The following is a 16891-nucleotide window of genomic DNA, read 5'->3' on the forward strand; positions in this document are numbered from 1 at the left end:
GGGACCCATGTTTGACACGGTGCTTGTGGCCAACCGGGGCGAGATCGCCGTACGCGTCATCCGTACGCTGCGCGCGCTCGGCGTCCGCTCGGTCGCCGTCTTCTCGGACGCCGACGCCGACGCCCGGCACGTGCGCGAGGCGGACACGGCCGTACGGATCGGTCCGGCCCCGGCGGCCGAGAGCTATCTGTCCGCCGAGCGGCTGCTGGAGGCCGCGGCGCGGACCGGAGCCCAGGCGGTCCACCCCGGGTACGGCTTCCTCGCGGAGAACGCGGCCTTCGCGCAGGCCTGCGCGGACGCGGGCCTCGTCTTCATCGGACCGCCCGCCTCGGCGATCGAGCTCATGGGCGACAAGATCCGCGCCAAGGAGACGGTCAAGGCGGCCGGGGTCCCGGTCGTGCCCGGTTCGAGCGGCAGCGGGCTCACCGACGCCCAACTGGCCGAGGCGGCCCACGAGATCGGCGTGCCGGTCCTGCTGAAGCCCTCGGCGGGCGGCGGCGGCAAGGGCATGCGGCTGGTCCGCGACCCGGCGGCGCTGCCCGACGAGATCGCCGCCGCCCGGCGCGAGGCCCGCGCCTCCTTCGGCGACGACACCCTCCTCGTGGAGCGGTGGATCGACCGGCCCCGGCACATCGAGATCCAGGTCCTCGCCGACGGGCACGGCAATGTCGTGCACCTGGGCGAGCGCGAGTGCTCGCTGCAGCGCCGCCACCAGAAGATCATCGAGGAGGCGCCGAGCGTCCTGCTCGACGCGGACACCCGGGCGGCGATGGGCGAGGCGGCCGTCCAGGCGGCCCGCTCCTGCGGCTACCGCGGCGCGGGCACGGTCGAGTTCATCGTCCCCGGCGGCGACCCCTCGTCGTACTTCTTCATGGAGATGAACACCCGGCTCCAGGTCGAACACCCGGTGACCGAGCTGATCACCGGACTCGACCTGGTCGAGTGGCAGCTGCGGGTCGCGGCGGGCGAGGCCCTGCCGTACGGACAGCAGGACGTCACGCTCACCGGACACGCGGTGGAGGCCCGCATCTGCGCCGAGGACCCGGCGCGCGGCTTCCTCCCCTCCGGCGGGACCATCCTGGCGCTGCACGAGCCCGACGGCCCGGGCGTGCGCACCGACTCGGGGCTCAGCGAGGGCACCGAGGTCGGCTCGCTGTACGACCCGATGCTGTCCAAGGTCATCGCGTACGGCCCGGACCGGGCGACCGCGCTGCGCAAGCTGCGGGCGGCACTCGCGGAGACCGTGACGCTCGGCGTCCAGACGAACGCCGGATTCCTGCGCCGGCTGCTGGCCCATCCGGCGGTGGTGGCGGGCGAGCTGGACACCGGACTCGTGGAGCGCGAGGCGGACTCGCTGATCGACGGTGACGTACCGGACGAGGTGTACGAGGCCGCGGCGGCCGTGCGTCTGGACGCGCTGCGTCCCTCCGGCGAGGGCTGGACCGACCCGTTCTCCGTGCCGAGCGGCTGGCGGCTCGGCGGCGCGGCCCGGCCGGTCGGCTTCCCGCTGCGGGTGCTCGACCCCGTGGAGTACACCCCGCGCGGCGCTCACACCGTCACCGCCGACCGGGTGTCGGTGACCCTCGACGGCGTCCGTCACACCTTCCACCGCGCCGGGGACTGGCTCGGCCGCGAGGGCGACGCCTGGCACGTGCGCGACCACGACCCGGTGGCCGCGTCCCTCACCGGCGCCGGCCACGCGGGCGCCGACTCCCTCACCGCCCCGATGCCCGGCACGGTGACGGTCGTGAAGGTCGCCGTGGGCGACGAGGTGGCCGCCGGGCAGAGCCTGCTGGTCGTCGAGGCGATGAAGATGGAGCACGTCATCTCCGCGCCGCACGCCGGCACCGTCAGCGAGCTGGACGTCACGCCGGGAGCGACGGTCGCCATGGACCAGGTCCTCGCGGTCATCACGCCCGCCGAGGAGGAGACGGCATGAGCACCCCCGCACCCGGCCTCCCCATGGTCGTACCGGCTCAGGGCCTGCCCGCGCGGGTCCGGATCCACGAGGTCGGCGCCCGCGACGGCCTGCAGAACGAGAAGTCGACGGTGCCGACCGAGGTCAAGGCGGAGTTCGTGCGGCGGCTCGCCGACGCGGGCCTGACCACCATCGAGGCCACCAGCTTCGTCCACCCCAAGTGGGTGCCCCAACTGGCGGACGCGGAGCAGCTGTTCCCGCTCGTCGCCGACCTGCCGGGCGTGCACCTGCCGGTCCTCGTGCCGAACGAGCGCGGACTCGACCGCGCGCTCGCCCTCGGCGTGCGCCGCATCGCCGTGTTCGCCAGCGCCACCGAGTCCTTCGCGAAGGCCAACCTGAACCGCACCGTCGACGAGGCGCTCGCCATGTTCGCGCCCGTCGTCGAGAAGGCGCGCTCCCACGACCTGCACGTCCGCGGCTATCTCTCGATGTGCTTCGGCGACCCCTGGGAGGGCGCCGTCCCCGTCCACCAGGTCGTACGGGTCTGCAAGGCCCTCATGGACATGGGCTGCGACGAGCTGAGCCTCGGCGACACGATCGGCGTGGCGACGCCCGGTCACGTCCAGAGCCTGCTCGCCGGGCTCAACGAGGAGGGCGTGCCGACCAGCGCGCTCGGCGTGCACTTCCACGACACCTACGGCCAGGCGCTCGCCAACACCCTGGCCGCCCTCCAGCACGGCGTCACGACCGTCGACGCCTCCGCGGGCGGCCTCGGCGGCTGCCCGTACGCGAAGTCCGCGACCGGCAACCTCGCCACCGAAGACCTCGTATGGATGCTCCAGGGCCTCGGTATCGACACCGGGGTCGACCTCGGCCGCCTCACCGCCACCAGCGTGTGGATGGCCGGACAACTGGGCCGACCCAGCCCGTCCCGCACCGTCAAAGCCCTCTCCCACCAGGAGTGATCCCCATGTCCCTGGACCACCGCCTCTCCCCCGAGCTCGAAGAACTCCGGCGCACGGTGGAGGAGTTCGCACACGACGTCGTGGCGCCGAAGATCGGCGACTTCTACGAGCGGCACGAGTTCCCGTACGAGATCGTGCGGGAGATGGGCCGCATGGGGCTGTTCGGCCTGCCCTTCCCCGAGGAGTACGGCGGCATGGGCGGCGACTACCTCGCCCTCGGCATCGCCCTGGAGGAGCTCGCCCGGGTCGACTCGTCCGTGGCCATCACTCTGGAGGCGGGTGTCTCGCTCGGTGCCATGCCGATCCATCTCTTCGGCACCGAGGCCCAGAAGCGGGAATGGCTCCCGCGCCTGTGCTCCGGGGAGATCCTCGGCGCGTTCGGGCTGACCGAGCCGGACGGCGGCTCGGACGCGGGCGCCACGCGCACGACGGCCCGGCTCGACCCCGACACCGACGAGTGGGTGATCAACGGCAGCAAGTGCTTCATCACCAACTCCGGTACGGACATCACGGGCCTGGTGACGGTCACCGCGGTCACCGGCCGCAAGCCCGACGGGAAGCCGGAGATCTCCTCGATCATCGTCCCGTCCGGCACCCCGGGCTTCACCGTCGCCGCCCCGTACTCCAAGGTCGGCTGGAACGCCTCGGACACCCGTGAGCTGTCGTTCTCCGACGTGCGCGTGCCGGCGGCGAACCTGCTCGGCGAGCGGGGCCGCGGCTACGCGCAGTTCCTGCGGATCCTCGACGAGGGGCGGATCGCCATCGCCGCGCTCGCCACGGGACTGGCGCAGGGCTGCGTCGACGAGTCGGTGAAGTACGCCAAGGAGCGGCACGCGTTCGGGCGTCCGATCGGCGCGAACCAGGCCATCCAGTTCAAGATCGCCGACATGGAGATGAAGGCGCACACGGCCCGCGTGACGTGGCGTGACGCCGCCTCCCGGCTGGTCAGCGGCGAGCCCTTCAAGAAGGAGGCGGCGCTCGCCAAGCTCTACTCGTCCACGATCGCCGTCGACAACGCCCGCGACGCCACACAGGTGCACGGCGGCTACGGCTTCATGAACGAGTACCCGGTGGCCCGTATGTGGCGCGACTCCAAGATCCTGGAGATCGGCGAGGGCACCAGCGAGGTGCAGCGCATGCTGATCGCCCGGGAGCTGGGTCTCACGGGCTGAGCCCGAGACCGGCGCCGCGGCTCCCGGACCATCCCGGGAGCCGCTGGGCCGTAGGGCGCCGAGGGCGCCCGGCGGTCCGTCAGGTCTGGTCGGAGCGCAGCCAGTCCCGGCAGTAGTTCAGCTCGGTGCCGCCCTCGAAGGTGGCGACCTCGATGCCGACGTCGTACATGCCCGCGGAGTAGCCGGCCGTGGTGCTCAGGGTCAGGCTCTCGCCGTACCCGTCGTAGTTGTGGTGCCACGGCCAGGGCGTGAGCACCCCACCGCCGTCGTTCTTGGCGATCAGACGGATGGCCACGTGGTGGCCGTCCGCCTTGGCGTCGTACACGGACAGGATCACGCCGAGGCTCGTCGCACCGCTGGACCAGCCGTTGATCGTGCCGGCGCCCGACGCCGACGACGTGTCGCAGTACAGCGTGTACGAAGTCGCGGAAGCCGGCGCGGCCGACATCCCCACGGTCAGCGCGGCCCCCGCGACCGCCACTGCGAGCCCCTGCTTGTATCTGCCCACGTTCGTTCCCCTCTTCGGCTTACGGTCGTTCAACTCCGCCTGTGGCCAGAGTTGTTGATCGGAACGGTAGAGACAGCCGAAGTGATCGACAACTGATGTCCGGGCGCACGCGTGGTGACTCGGACCACAGCGTGACGCACCCGCGCACAAACACCTGACACTCCTTCGACGCGCTGACCGCCCTGGTCGGCTGGGTCACCGAGGACAGGGCGCCGGACAACCTGCTGACCGAGTCGGTCGACAACAGCGGGAACGTCACCGCCGCCCGTCCGGTCCACCCCTTCCCGTACGTCGCCGAGAACACCACGGGCGGCCCCGCGGACCAGGCGGACAGCTACCGGCCGGTCAGGTCCGCGGCCGGGGCGAACCTCGCACTGAAGTGGCTCGGCTCGTTCCGCTCCGGGTACGAGACCGTCGGCAACTGGGTCGACGGCCGGTGGGTGGTCACCAAGGGCAAGGCCTGACCGATGAGGTGACCTGAACGACGGCCCGCCGGGCACGGGTGCCCGGCGGTCCCCGGGTGCGGCCCGGGTACGGCCCGGGTGCGGGGAACCCGGCGGTCCGCCGGGCGCGGACGGGACGCGCGTGCCCGGCGGACCGGACGCTCCTGCCCGGCCGACCGGACCCGCGTGCCGGCGGACCGGACGCGGAGCCCGGCGGGCCGTGCGCGGCGCCCGGCGGACCGTCAGACGCGGTCCGGGCGAGGCGTGTCGGCGCGGTTCCGCGCCCGGGGCGACGACCCCGCCCCCTGGACAAACGGTGAGGTTAGGCTAACCTACCTTCGAACTTGTCCGGCGGGCCCTCAGCCCCGTGCCGAAAGCAGCCACACTCATGTCCAACGCCCGTGCCACCCACCTCACCCGTCGCGGCATCCTCGCCGCCGGAGGCGCTCTCGGCCTCGGGGCCGTGCTCGCCGCCTGCGGCGACGACGACAAGAAAAACGGTGGTTCGGACTCGACGAAGGCCGCCGCCAAGTCCGGCCCCTGGACGTTCGAGGACGACCGGGGCACGACGGTGAAGACGGACAAGATCCCGGCGAACATCGTCGCGTTCACTGGCGTCGCCGCCGCCCTGTACGACTACGGCATCGAGGTCAAGGGTGTCTTCGGGCCGACCAGGACCAAGGACGGCAAGGCCGACGTCCAGGCCGGCGACATGGACGTCAGCAAGGTGACCGTCCTCGGCAACGAGTGGGGCCAGTTCAACATCGAGAAGTACGCGGGCCTCGCGCCCGACGTCCTCGTCTCGACGATGTTCGACGGCGCCGGCACCCTCTGGTACGTGCCCGAGGAGTCCAAGGACAAGATCCTCAAGCTGGCCCCGAGCGTCGGCATCTCCGTCTACGACGTCCAGATGCCCAAGCCGCTGGAGCGCATGCTGGCGCTCGCGGAGTCGCTGGGCGCCGACGTGAAGTCCGCGAAGATCACCGAGGCGAAGAAGAAGTTCGAGGCGGCCGCCGAGCGCCTGCGCAAGGCCGCCAAGGCCCGCCCCGAGATCAAGGTGCTGGCCGGCTCCGCGAGCCAGGACATCTTCTACGTCTCCGGCTCGAACCTCTCCATCGACCTGGAGTACTTCAAGGCGCTCGGCGTGAACATCGTCGAGCCCTCCGCGAAGGCCCTGAAGGCGAGCGGCGGCTGGTTCGAGAACCTCAGCTGGGAGAACGTCGACAAGTACCCGGCCGACGTCATCATCATGGACGACCGCACCTCGACCATCCAGCCGGCCGACATCACCGAGGCCACCTGGAAGAAGCTGCCCGCCGTGAAGGCCGGCCAGGTCATCGCGCGCACGCCCGAGCCGATCCTGTCCTACGACAAGTGCACCCCGATCCTCGACAACCTCGCCGAGGCCATCGAGAAGGCCAAGAAGGTCGCCTGAGCCCGACGGCTCCACAACAGCACCCTGACGACGACTCAGGAGCACATATGACGACGGCCGTAGCCGCCCCGTTCCGTTTCTTCTCCCTCCAGGTGGTACGGACGAGGCGGCTCGGCCCGTCCCTGGTCCGCGTCACCTTCGCCGGCGACGATCTGCGGGCCTTCCATTCCGACGGACGCGACCAGTCGCTCTCCCTCTTCCTGCCGCACCCGGGCCAGTCCGCGCCCGTCGTCCCCGTCGAGCTGGGCGACGACTGGTGGCAGGGCTGGCGCGACCTTCCCGACGACGTACGGGCGGTGATGCGCTCGTACACCCTGCGCGCGCTGCGGCGGGATCCCGACGAGATCGACATCGACTTCGTCCTGCACGGCGTGGAGCCGGAGTCGGCCGCGCCGGCGGGCCCCGCCTCCCGCTGGGCGTCCACCGCGTCCGGCGGCGACCGTGTGCTGCTGCTCGGGCCGGCCGTCCGCGACAACCGCGCCATCCGCTTCCGTCCGCCCGAGGACTGCGACCTGGTGATCCTGTGGGGCGACGAGACGGCGGTCCCCGCCGCCTCCGCCATCATCGAGTCCCTCCCCCCGGGTGTCCGTGCGCGGGCCTGGCTGGAGGCCCATCACCCCGGCGACATCCAGGACCTGGAGACCCGGGCGGACGCCGAGATCACCTGGCTCGTGCGCGGCGAGACCCCTCAGGACGCGGAGGGCGTCCGCGCACCCTCCGCCCTCGAAGCCCTGCGCGCCGCGCAACTCCCCGCCGCCCGGGCCCCGTACGCATGGATCGCGGGCGAGTCCGGTCAGGTGAAGGAGCTGCGCCGCCATCTGGTGCACGAGCGCGGCATCGACCGCAGGCAGGTCACGTTCGTCGGTTACTGGCGGCGCGGGCTGAGCGAGGAAGAGCTGCGCGAACAGGGCGAGTAGCCATCCCTCAGGGCCTGTTGACGTGACGTCAGCCGCCTGAGGGATCCGCACTCCCGGGCCTCGAACGCCACCTCCCGCAGAGACGCGCGCCACGGACGGGGCAGGGTCGCACGATGAAGTTAGGTTAGGCTAACCTAAGTCGAACGTCGCGACTCCGTCCCGCTTCCGTTCAGTCCCCGCTCCCGTCCGCCCCGGACGCTCTCCCGCACGGAGGACCCCCACATGCGCTCGCACCTGCTCAATGACACGACCGCGGATCGGTACCGCCGCTCCGTGACCGAGGGAGTCGAGCGGGTGGCGGCCAAACTCGCCACCACAGAACGCCCGTTCACCGGCATCGCCGTCGACGACCTCGCCCCGCGCATCGACCGCATCGACCTGGACCGCCCGCTGCACGACACCACGGCCGTCCTCGACGAACTCGAAGAGGTCTACCTGCGCGACGCGGTCTACTTCCACCACCCGCGCTACCTCGCGCACCTCAACTGCCCGGTCGTCATCCCGGCCGTGCTCGGCGAAGCGGTCCTCTCCGCGGTCAACTCCTCCCTGGACACCTGGGACCAGTCGGCCGGCGGCACGCTCATCGAGCGCAAGCTCATCGACTGGACGAACGAGCGGGTCGGCCTCGGCCCGGCCGCCGACGGCGTCTTCACCAGCGGCGGCAGCCAGTCCAACCTCCAGGCGCTGCTCCTCGCCCGTGAGGAGGCCAAGGCCGACGACCCCGCGAAACTGCGGATCTTCGCCTCCGAGGTGAGCCACTTCAGCGTCAAGAAGTCCGCCAAACTCCTCGGCCTGAGCGCGGACTCCGTCGTCTCGGTCCCCGTCGACCACGACAAGCGCATGCAGACGGTCGCCCTCGCGCGCGAACTGGACCGCTGCAAGCGGGACGGGCTCGTCCCCATGGCCGTCGTCGCCACCGCCGGCACCACCGACTTCGGCTCCATCGACCCGCTTCCCGAGATCGCCGAACTGTGCTCCCAGTACGGCGTCTGGATGCACGTCGACGCGGCGTACGGCTGCGGGCTGCTCGCCTCGCTGAAGAACCGGGACCGCCTCGACGGCATCGAGCGCGCCGACTCCGTCACGGTCGACTACCACAAGTCCTTCTTCCAGCCGGTGAGTTCGTCCGCCCTGCTGGTCCGGGACACGGCCACCCTGCGCCACGCCACCTATCACGCGGAATACCTGAACCCCCGCCGCATGGTCCAGGAGCGCATCCCCAACCAGGTCGACAAGTCCCTGCAGACCACCCGCCGCTTCGACGCCCTCAAGCTGTGGATGACGCTGCGCGTGATGGGCGCCGACGGCATCGGCGAACTCTTCGACGAGGTGTGCGACCTGGCCGAGGAGGGCTGGCGGATCCTCGCGGCCGACCCCCGCTTCGACGTCGTCGTCCGCCCGTCGCTGTCCACCCTGGTCTTCCGCCACATCCCGGCCGCCGTCACCGACCCGGCCGACATCGACCGCGCCAACCTGTACGCCCGCAAGGCCCTGTTCGCCTCCGGCGACGCCGTCGTCGCGGGCACCAAGGTCGGCGGCCGCCAGTACCTGAAGTTCACGTTGCTCAATCCCGAGACCACGGCGAACGACATCACCGCCGTCCTCGACCTGATCGCCGGCCACGCCGAGCAGTACCTGGGAGAGTCCCTTGACCGCGCTTCCTGAAGCCACCCGCGTCCACGACTTCGTCGGGATCGGGCTCGGTCCCTTCAACCTCGGCCTCGCCTGCCTGACCGAGCCGATCGCCGAACTGGACGGCGTCTTCCTGGAGTCCAAGCCGGACTTCGAGTGGCACTCCGGGATGTTCCTGGAGGGCGCCCACCTCCAGACCCCGTTCATGTCGGACCTGGTCACCCTCGCCGACCCGACGTCCCCCTACTCCTTCCTCAACTACCTGAAGGAATCGGGCCGACTGTACTCGTTCTACATCCGCGAGAACTTCTACCCGCTGCGCGTCGAGTACGACGCCTACTGCCGCTGGGCCGCGTCCAGGCTGCGCAGCATCCGCTTCGACACCACGGTCGCCGAGGTCACGTACGACGAGGGCGCCGAGGTGTACGCGGTGCGGACCCGGGAGGGCGACACGCTCCGCGCCCGGCACCTGGTCCTCGGCACCGGCACCCCGCCGCACGTCCCTCAGGCCTGCGCGGACCTCGGCGGCGACTTCATCCACAACTCCCGCTACATGCAGCACAAGCAGGAGCTCCAGACGAAGGAGTCGATCACGCTCGTCGGCAGCGGCCAGTCCGCCGCCGAGATCTACTACGACCTGCTGAGCGAGATCGACGTCCACGGCTACCAGCTGAACTGGGTCACCCGCTCCCCGCGCTTCTTCCCGCTCGAATACACGAAGCTCACGCTGGAGATGACCTCCCCGGAGTACATCGACTACTTCCACGCGCTGCCCGAGCCCACCCGGTACCGCCTCCAGACGGAGCAGAAGGGCCTGTTCAAGGGCATCGACGGCGACCTGATCAACGAGATCTTCGACCTGCTCTACCAGAAGAACCTCGGCGGCCCGGTCCCCACCCGGCTGCTCACCAACTCCTCGCTCGACAGCGCCCGGTACGAGAACGGCACGTACACCCTCGGGCTGCGCCAGGAGGAGCAGGGCAAGGACTACGAGCTGCACTCCGAGGGCCTGATCCTCGCCACCGGCTACAAGTACGCCGAGCCCGAGTTCCTGAAGCCGGTCCGCGACCGGCTGCGCTACGACACGCGGGGCAACTTCGACGTGGCCCGCAACTACGCCATCGACACCACGGGACGCGGGATCTTCCTGCAGAACGCGGGCGTCCACACGCATTCGATCACGTCGCCGGACCTCGGCATGGGCGCGTACCGCAACGCGTCCATCATCCGGGAGCTGCTCGGCACCGAGTACTACCCGGTCGAGAAGACCATCGCGTTCCAGGAGTTCGCCGTATGAGCACCGCCCTCGAAGAGACCTTCACCGTCCGCCCGCTCGACCCGGTCGAGGACGCCGAGCTGCTGCACCGGTGGGTCACGCACCCCAAGGCCGCCTTCTGGATGATGCAGGAGGCGAAACTGCCGGACGTGGAGCGCGAGTACATGGCCATCGCGGCCAGCGAGCACCACGACGCGTTCCTCGGCCTGCGCGACGGCGAGCCCGTCTTCCTCATGGAGCGCTACGACCCGGCGCACGTCGAGCTCGTCGGCCTGTACGAAGCGCGGCCGGGCGACGTCGGCATGCACTTCCTGGTGGCGCCGACCGACACCCCCGTGCACGGCTTCACCCGCGCCGTGATCACCGCCGTGATGCGCCACCTGTTCGCCGATCCGGCGACCGTACGCGTCGTCGTCGAGCCCGACGTGCGCAACACGGCCGTGCACGCCCTCAACGAGGCCGTCGGGTTCGTGCCGGAGCGAGAGATCCAGAAGCCGGAGAAGAAGGCGCTGCTGAGCTTCTGCACCCGCGAGCAGTTCGAGAAGGCGGTGTCCGCATGACCCTCGCCGACGCCGTCGCCCACCTCTCCCCCGAACGCTGGGCCCGCGCCGATCGGCTGCTCGTCCGCAAGGCCCTCGCCGAGTTCGCCCACGAGCGGCTGATCAGCCCCGAGCGGCTGCCCGACGGCCGCTACGAGGTCCGCAGCGACGACGGGCTCACCCGCTACCGCTACGCCGCCGTCGTCCGCTCGCTCGACCACTGGCAGGTGGACGCCGAGACGATCACCCGGCACCGCGACGGGACCGAACTGCCCCTCGCCGCGCTCGACTTCTTCGTCGAGCTGAAGGAGTCCCTCGGTCTGAGCGACGAGATCCTTCCGGTCTACCTGGAGGAGATCTCCTCCACGCTCTCGAGCACCTGCTTCAAACTCACCAAGCCGCAGATCCCCTCCGCCGAACTGGCGCGCGCCGGCTTCCAGGCCATCGAGACGGGCATGACCGAGGGCCACCCCTGTTTCGTCGCCAACAACGGGCGGCTCGGCTTCGGGGTGCACGAGTACCTCTCCTACGCGCCGGAGACCGCGAGCGAGGTCCGGCTGGTGTGGCTGGCCGCGCACCGCTCCCGGGCCGCCTTCACGGCGGGCGTGGGCATCGACTACGAGTCGTTCGTCCGCGAGGAGCTGGGCGCCGGGACCGTCGAACGGTTCGCCCGCACGCTCACCGAGCAGGGCCTCGACCCCGACGACTACCTGCTCATACCCGTCCACCCCTGGCAGTGGTGGAACAAACTGTCCGTGACCTTCGCCGCCGAGGTCGCCCGGCGGCACCTCGTCTGCCTCGGCGAGGGCGACGACGAGTACCTCGCCCAGCAGTCGATCCGGACGTTCTTCAACCGCAGCGCCCCCGGCAAGCACTACGTGAAGACCGCGCTGTCGGTCCTCAACATGGGCTTCATGCGCGGCCTGTCGGCCGCCTACATGGAGGCCACCCCGGCCATCAACGACTGGCTGGCGCAGCTCGTCGACAACGACCCGGTGCTGAAGTCCACCGGCCTGTCGATCATCCGCGAGCGTGCCGCCGTCGGCTACCGGCACCTGGAGTACGAGGCCGCCACCGACCGCTACTCCCCGTACCGCAAGATGCTCGCCGCCCTGTGGCGGGAGAGCCCGGTGCCCTCGCTCCAGGACGGCGAGACCCTGGCCACGATGGCCTGTCTCCTCCATGTCGACCACGAGGGGGCGTCGTTCGCGGGCGCGCTGATCGAGCGGTCGGGGCTGACCCCGGTGGAATGGCTGCGCCGCTACCTGCGCGCCTACCTGACCCCGCTGCTGCACAGCTTCTACGCGTACGACCTCGTCTACATGCCGCACGGCGAGAACGTCATCCTGGTCCTGGAAGACGGCGCGGTGCGGCGCGCGATCTACAAGGACATCGCCGAGGAGATCGCGGTGATGGACCCGGACGCGGTGCTGCCGCCCGCCGTCGAGCGGATCCGGGTCGACGTCCCGGACGACATGAAGCTGCTGTCCCTGTTCACGGACGTCTTCGACTGCTTCTTCCGCTTCCTCGCGGCGATCCTCGCGGACGAGGGCGTCCTGGACGAGGAGGACTTCTGGCGGACGGTCGCCGGATGCGTGCGCGAGTACCAGGACGCGACGCCCGAACTCGCCGACAAGTTCCGGCAGTACGACATGTTCGCGCCCGAGTTCGCGCTGTCCTGCCTCAACCGGCTCCAGCTGCGCGACAACAGGCAGATGGTGGACCTGGCCGACCCGTCCGGCGCGCTCCAGCTGGCCGGGAACCTGAAGAACCCCATCGCGGGGTTCTGAGCAGGGCGGACGGGCGCCCCGGAGTACGGTCCTCCGGGGCGCCCGTCGTTCTCGTCGTGCCGCCGGCCTCGCACGGCCCGGCCCGGTGCGTCAGTTGCCCGGCCAGGGCACCTGCGGCGACCGGTAGTACCCGATGCCCAGCGCGTCCCAGCGCGGGCCCTGCGCCGCGAGCCGCACCCGGTAGGCGTCCCAGTCGTGCGTCGAGGCCGGCGACCAGCCGAGCTCGGCGACGCCCGGCAGCCTCGGGAACGCCATGACGTCGATGTCGGCGCCCGTCACGATCGTCTCCGTCCACAGCGGTGCCTCGACACCCCGGATCGCCGAGGCGGGTGCGCCGGGAAGGTAGTCGCCGGGATTCCAGTCGTAGGAGCGCCTGACCTCCACCAGACCCGCCCAGTCCTGCCCGAGCGGGGTGTCCGCGGTGTACTTCATGTCGAGGTAGACCCGGTCGGCGGGCGACAGCACGAGGCCCGTGCCGTTCCGCGCGGCCTGGGCGACCTGCGCCTTCTCCTGCGCGCTGGTGTCGTCGAGACCCCAGTACTGCGCGATGGCCCCCTTCACGGGGGTCGCCCCGGTCAGCTGGTGCCAGCCGACCACCGTCTTGCCGTACTTGGCGACGACGGGCTGCACCTTGTCCATGAAGGCCACGTAGTCGGCGTGGCTGGTCGAGTGGGCCTCGTCCCCGCCGATGTGGAGGTACTTGCCCGGCGTGATCGCGGCGAGTTCGCGGATGACGTCGTCGACGAAGTCGTACGTCACCTGCTTGCCGACGCACAGCGAGCTGAAGCCGACGTCCGTGCCGGTGTAGAGGGGCGGGGCGACGCCGTCGCAGTTCAGCCGGTCGTACGAGGCGAGGGCGGCGTTGGTGTGCCCCGGCATGTCGATCTCAGGGACGACCTCCAGGTAGCGCGAGGCGGCGTACCGGACGATCTCCCGGTAGTCGGCCTTGGTGTAGTGGCCGCCGGTGCCGCCGCCGACCTGGGTGGAGCCGCCGTACTCGGCCAGGCGCGGCCAGGAGTCGATGGCGATGCGCCAGCCCTGGTCGTCGCTCAGGTGCAGATGGAGCTTGTTGACCTTGTAGAGGGCCAGTTCGTCGATGTAGCGCTTGACCTGGGGGACGGTGAAGAAGTGCCGGGAGACGTCGAGCATGGCGCCGCGGTAGGCGTAGCGCGGGGAGTCCTCGATGGTGCCGCCGGCGACCAGCCAGGGGCCGCGCTGCACGGAGTCCTTCTCGACGGCGGCGGGCAGCAACTGCCGCAGGGTCTGGACGCCGTGGAAGAGGCCGGCGGGCCGGGCGGCGCTGATGGTGACGCCGGACGGTCCGCTGTCGAGCCGGTAGCCCTCGTCGCCCGCGGACCCGGCCGCCTGCTTCGAGCCGATCCGGAGGCGGATGCCGCTGTCGCCGTGCGTGGTGACCGGGAGCCGGTAGCCGGTCGAGGGCCGCAGGATGTCCGCGAGGTACTCGCCGACCCGGCGTGCCTCACGCGTGTCGTCGACGCGGATGCGGGTGTCGGCGGTGATGCGGTAGGGGGAACCGCCCGGGTGGACCGAGGCGGGGGCGGGGACGACCTGTCCGAGGGGGCCGGGGGTCGCGGCGGGTGCCGCACCGACGAGGGATATTCCGGCTGCCGCCACGAGCAGCAGCGTACCGAGAAGGCGGGGCGTTCTGTGGTGCTGTCTCACATGCGCTCCCTTCAAATTGGTAAAGACCACTCTCCCGCAGCACCGGTGAAACAATCCATCGCATGGCGGAAATCATCCAGAAGGACGGCACGTGGGCCTTCGACGGCGACGCGCTGCGACTGACTCCCGGACGCGACAAGAACGTCAGCCTGCTCCGCAGGGCCCTGGGTGAACTGGCCGTCCCTCTGGGCGCCCTGGCCGGCATCTCCTTCGAACAGGGCAAGAAGAGCGGGCGGTTGAGGCTGCGGCTGCGCGACGGCGCCGACCCGCTGCTCCAGGCGACCGGCGGCAAGCTCGCGGAGCCCAACGACCCGTACCAGCTGAGCGTCGAGTCCGACCGCTACGGGGTCGCCGAGTACTTCGTCGACGAGGTCCGCAACGCCCTGCTCCTCGACCAGGTGCCCGCTGGCCCGGTCGACGGCTATCTGCTCCCCGGCCCCGCCGTCCCGCTGTCCGCCTCCGCCGGTGACGGCACCGCCGGCTTCGACGGCGATCACGTACGCCTGGAGTGGAACTGGAAGACGGAGGACGCGAAGGCCGCGACCGGCGCCCGGACGCTCGCCGTGGGGGACATCACGGCCGTCGAGTGGCATCCCGCGGTCGGCCTGGAGAACGGCTGTCTGCGCTTCACCGTGCGCGGCGCGGAGACCAAGGCGCCGCCGAAGTACGACCCCAACTCGGTGGAGCTGTGGGGCTTCAAGAAGGACCCGCTGATGGCGCTGGTGGCGGCGGCGGTGCAGGCGCGGCTGCCACATCCGGCCGCGCCGCCCGCCGAGGCGGACGCGCGGCCGAAGGAGCTGTCACCGGCGGCGCCCGAGCCCGCGGCGGCCGAGGCCGATCACGACGCGCTGCTGCGCCGCCTGCGCGAGCTCGGCGAGCTGCACAGCTCGGGGGTGCTGACGGACGAGGAGTTCTCGCTGGCCAAGCAGGCGGTCCTCAGGCGCATGTGAGGACCGCCCGCCGTCCGCCGGCGCGTCAGCGCGCCCGGCGGGCCACCGTGAAGTGGTCGACCTCTTCCCCGGTCTCCGCGATGCCCCGCACCTTCAGGGTCGCGGTCCGGCCCTTGGGTGCGGGCGTCACGTCGACCCGCAGGAACGAGTAGTTGAGGTAGCGCACGCGCGACCAGGCCACCGTCTCGTTCTGCCGGCCGTCCTTGAGGTTGATGAACGAGGCGACGGAGTCGACCTCGTTCTCGTGGCCCTCGTACGACTGCGGGGCGCTGAACGCGTAGAGGCTGCGGCCCGCGGCACCCGCCGTCACATAGACGACGCCGTCGGTCTCGGGGTACGCCGTGCCGCCGATCGGCAGCTTCTTGGAGACCTCGCCCGCCTTGATGACGTCGGTGCGCTCGTACTGGTGGTTGTGGCCGTTGATGACCAGGTCCACGGTGTACTTCTCGAACAGCGGCACCCACTCCTGGCGCACGCCCCCCTCCGAGGCGTGCGCCGTGGAGGTGCAGTACGCGCAGTGGTGGAAGAAGACGACGATGAAGTCGACGTCCTTCGACGCCCGGTACGTCTTGAGCTGCCGCTCCAGCCACTTCGTCTGGGTTCCTCCGGAGATGCCCAGGTTCGCCGGGATCTCGAAGGAGATGTCGTTGGCGTCCAGCGAGATGACCGCCGTGTTGCCGTAGACGAAGGAGTACACGCCCGGGAGGTTCTTCGCGTCCGGGCCGTTGTCGGGGAGGCTCCAGCGGGCCTCTTCGCCGCCGTAGCCGTTGGGCGAGTACCAGGCCTCCATGTCGTGGTTGCCGTACGCCGGCATCCACGGGACCTGCTTGGCGACCGTCTCGGTCTGGGCCAGGAACTGGTCCCAGATGCGCGAGTCGAAGCCGGTGTCCTCCTTCTTGCCCGCGCCGGACGGGTCCGCGTACGCGATGTCGCCGGCGTGCAGGTGGAAGGCCGGGTTCTGGCCGAGCAGCAGGGCGTCGTTGGCGAGGCCGTGGTAGCCGACGCCCTCGTCGCCGAAGGCGGTGAAGGTGAACGGCTCGGCGTGCGCGGGGGCGGTGGTGAAGGTGCCGAGGGTGCCCAGCAGGTGGGGCTCGGCCGGGTCGAAGCCCGCGTGGCCCACGCCGTAGTAGTACGTCTTGCCGGGGCGCAGGTGGGTGAGCCGGGCGTGCAGGTAGTACTGGGTGTGGTCGCCGCTGGCTCCGACGCCCGCCGGGGTGTAGAGGGTGCGGACCTCGGCCTCGATCTTGCGGGAGAGGTCCCAGGGGTGGGCGCCGATGCGGATGTACGGCTTCTTCACCGCGGCCGGGACCTGCCAGGAGACCGTGATCTCGGTGCGCGGGTCGTTGCCGTAGGCGAGGTGGCGGCCGAAGGGGGCGACGAGCGCGCCGTCGACCGTCTCGGTGCTCGCGGCCGTCCGCTGGGTGGGGACCGCGGCCTGTGCGACGGCGCCCGGCACGAAGGCACCGCCCGCGACGGCGCCGAGGGTGACGGCGCCGCCTCTGATCATGTTGCGCCGGGAGAACTTGGCGCGGAGGTACTCGTGCTGCTCGGCCATGGTCATGCGCTCGGCGAGCTGCTCCGGTACGCCCATACGTGGAGTGTCCATGGCTCGAAAAGTTGCTCCCGGCAATCGACGTGGCGCAAGACACAGGATGGACAGCTC

The 16891-nt window shown here is 70.8% G+C and carries 14 protein-coding genes; 11 read left to right on the forward strand and 3 right to left on the reverse strand.

All coding sequences use genetic code 11. The features are described 5' to 3' along the window. Nucleotides 1-7: 7 nt before the first annotated feature. The 3 genes from ACSYGO_RS19165 to ACSYGO_RS19175 are packed head-to-tail and all read left to right on the forward strand — an operon-like array spanning nucleotide 8 to nucleotide 4055. Nucleotides 8-1939, forward strand: coding sequence for an acetyl/propionyl/methylcrotonyl-CoA carboxylase subunit alpha (locus tag ACSYGO_RS19165; RefSeq protein WP_426681080.1), 1932 nt, complete (start codon nucleotides 8-10; stop codon nucleotides 1937-1939). Then, complete coding sequence (locus ACSYGO_RS19170) at nucleotides 1936-2883, forward strand: hydroxymethylglutaryl-CoA lyase (RefSeq protein ID WP_460387133.1); 948 nt, start codon at nucleotides 1936-1938, stop codon at nucleotides 2881-2883. Before ACSYGO_RS19165 ends, ACSYGO_RS19170 begins: the two co-directional genes overlap by 4 nt. Nucleotides 2884-2894: 11 nt before the next feature. After that, a complete protein-coding gene (locus ACSYGO_RS19175; protein ID WP_426681217.1) occupies nucleotides 2895-4055 on the forward strand; it encodes an acyl-CoA dehydrogenase family protein in 1161 nt (386 codons plus the stop codon). 79 nt (nucleotides 4056-4134) lie between these two features. Here ACSYGO_RS19175 and ACSYGO_RS19180 read toward each other — a convergent pair whose 3' ends face one another. After that, nucleotides 4135-4563 carry a hypothetical protein gene (locus tag ACSYGO_RS19180; RefSeq protein WP_426681078.1) on the reverse strand — a complete coding sequence of 143 codons (429 nt, stop codon included), beginning with the start codon at nucleotides 4561-4563 and terminating at the stop codon, nucleotides 4135-4137. 173 nt (nucleotides 4564-4736) lie between these two features. Here ACSYGO_RS19180 and ACSYGO_RS19185 point away from each other — a divergent pair, with 173 nt between their 5' ends. The 7 genes from ACSYGO_RS19185 to ACSYGO_RS19215 all read left to right on the forward strand — a co-directional run bounded on the left by ACSYGO_RS19185 (nucleotide 4737) and on the right by ACSYGO_RS19215 (nucleotide 12595). Next, nucleotides 4737-5027: a hypothetical protein gene (locus tag ACSYGO_RS19185; RefSeq protein WP_460389738.1), complete on the forward strand. Its 291-nt coding sequence runs from the start codon at nucleotides 4737-4739 to the stop codon at nucleotides 5025-5027. A gap of 367 nt (nucleotides 5028-5394) precedes the next feature. Next, nucleotides 5395-6441: an ABC transporter substrate-binding protein gene (locus ACSYGO_RS19190; RefSeq protein WP_426681077.1), complete on the forward strand. Its 1047-nt coding sequence runs from the start codon at nucleotides 5395-5397 to the stop codon at nucleotides 6439-6441. Nucleotides 6442-6488: 47 nt separating this feature from the next. Then, a complete protein-coding gene (locus ACSYGO_RS19195) occupies nucleotides 6489-7358 on the forward strand; it encodes a siderophore-interacting protein (RefSeq protein ID WP_460387134.1) in 870 nt (289 codons plus the stop codon). Between the two features lie 222 nt (nucleotides 7359-7580). Continuing rightward, entirely contained in the window at nucleotides 7581-9023 is a 1443-nt protein-coding gene (desA, locus tag ACSYGO_RS19200) for a lysine decarboxylase DesA (RefSeq protein WP_460387135.1), read from the forward strand. Next, nucleotides 9007-10287, forward strand: coding sequence for a lysine N(6)-hydroxylase/L-ornithine N(5)-oxygenase family protein (locus ACSYGO_RS19205; RefSeq protein WP_460387136.1), 1281 nt, complete (start codon nucleotides 9007-9009; stop codon nucleotides 10285-10287). Before desA ends, ACSYGO_RS19205 begins: the two co-directional genes overlap by 17 nt. Further along, nucleotides 10284-10826 (forward strand): GNAT family N-acetyltransferase, encoded by a 543-nt coding sequence (locus tag ACSYGO_RS19210; protein ID WP_460387137.1) that lies wholly within the window; start codon nucleotides 10284-10286, stop codon nucleotides 10824-10826. Before ACSYGO_RS19205 ends, ACSYGO_RS19210 begins: the two co-directional genes overlap by 4 nt. Further along, nucleotides 10823-12595: an IucA/IucC family protein gene (locus tag ACSYGO_RS19215; RefSeq protein WP_460387138.1), complete on the forward strand. Its 1773-nt coding sequence runs from the start codon at nucleotides 10823-10825 to the stop codon at nucleotides 12593-12595. The genes ACSYGO_RS19210 and ACSYGO_RS19215 overlap by 4 nt, the downstream gene beginning before the upstream one ends. 90 nt (nucleotides 12596-12685) lie before the next feature. Here the strand turns inward: ACSYGO_RS19215 and ACSYGO_RS19220 are convergent, their stop codons facing one another. Continuing rightward, nucleotides 12686-14278: a beta-N-acetylhexosaminidase gene (locus tag ACSYGO_RS19220; protein ID WP_435228005.1), complete on the reverse strand. Its 1593-nt coding sequence runs from the start codon at nucleotides 14276-14278 to the stop codon at nucleotides 12686-12688. Nucleotides 14279-14340: 62 nt separating this feature from the next. Between ACSYGO_RS19220 and ACSYGO_RS19225 the strand changes: the two genes are divergently transcribed. Then, complete coding sequence (locus ACSYGO_RS19225) at nucleotides 14341-15228, forward strand: DUF4429 domain-containing protein (protein WP_460387139.1); 888 nt, start codon at nucleotides 14341-14343, stop codon at nucleotides 15226-15228. 25 nt (nucleotides 15229-15253) lie between these two features. On the opposite strand, the gene ACSYGO_RS19230 is transcribed toward ACSYGO_RS19225, so the two are convergent. Then, nucleotides 15254-16819, reverse strand: a complete 1566-nt coding sequence (locus tag ACSYGO_RS19230; RefSeq protein ID WP_432172237.1) for a purple acid phosphatase family protein — start codon at nucleotides 16817-16819, stop codon at nucleotides 15254-15256. Nucleotides 16820-16891: the final 72 nt, after the last annotated feature.

The organism is Streptomyces krungchingensis (genome assembly GCF_054729265.1).

What these genes read in the sequence shown, in the direction of transcription:
- ACSYGO_RS19190 (WP_426681077.1), top strand. Translation starts at nt 5,395, where the DNA reads ATGTCCAACGCCCGTGCCACCCACCTCACCCGTCGCGGCATCCTCGCC.
- ACSYGO_RS19210 (WP_460387137.1), top strand. Translation starts at nt 10,284, where the DNA reads ATGAGCACCGCCCTCGAAGAGACCTTCACCGTCCGCCCGCTCGACCCG.
- ACSYGO_RS19170 (WP_460387133.1), top strand. Translation starts at nt 1,936, where the DNA reads ATGAGCACCCCCGCACCCGGCCTCCCCATGGTCGTACCGGCTCAGGGC.
- ACSYGO_RS19165 (WP_426681080.1), top strand. Translation starts at nt 8, where the DNA reads ATGTTTGACACGGTGCTTGTGGCCAACCGGGGCGAGATCGCCGTACGC.
- desA (WP_460387135.1), top strand. Translation starts at nt 7,581, where the DNA reads ATGCGCTCGCACCTGCTCAATGACACGACCGCGGATCGGTACCGCCGC.
- ACSYGO_RS19215 (WP_460387138.1), top strand. Translation starts at nt 10,823, where the DNA reads ATGACCCTCGCCGACGCCGTCGCCCACCTCTCCCCCGAACGCTGGGCC.
- ACSYGO_RS19225 (WP_460387139.1), top strand. Translation starts at nt 14,341, where the DNA reads ATGGCGGAAATCATCCAGAAGGACGGCACGTGGGCCTTCGACGGCGAC.
- ACSYGO_RS19195 (WP_460387134.1), top strand. Translation starts at nt 6,489, where the DNA reads ATGACGACGGCCGTAGCCGCCCCGTTCCGTTTCTTCTCCCTCCAGGTG.
- ACSYGO_RS19230 (WP_432172237.1), bottom strand. Translation starts at nt 16,819, where the DNA reads ATGGGCGTACCGGAGCAGCTCGCCGAGCGCATGACCATGGCCGAGCAG.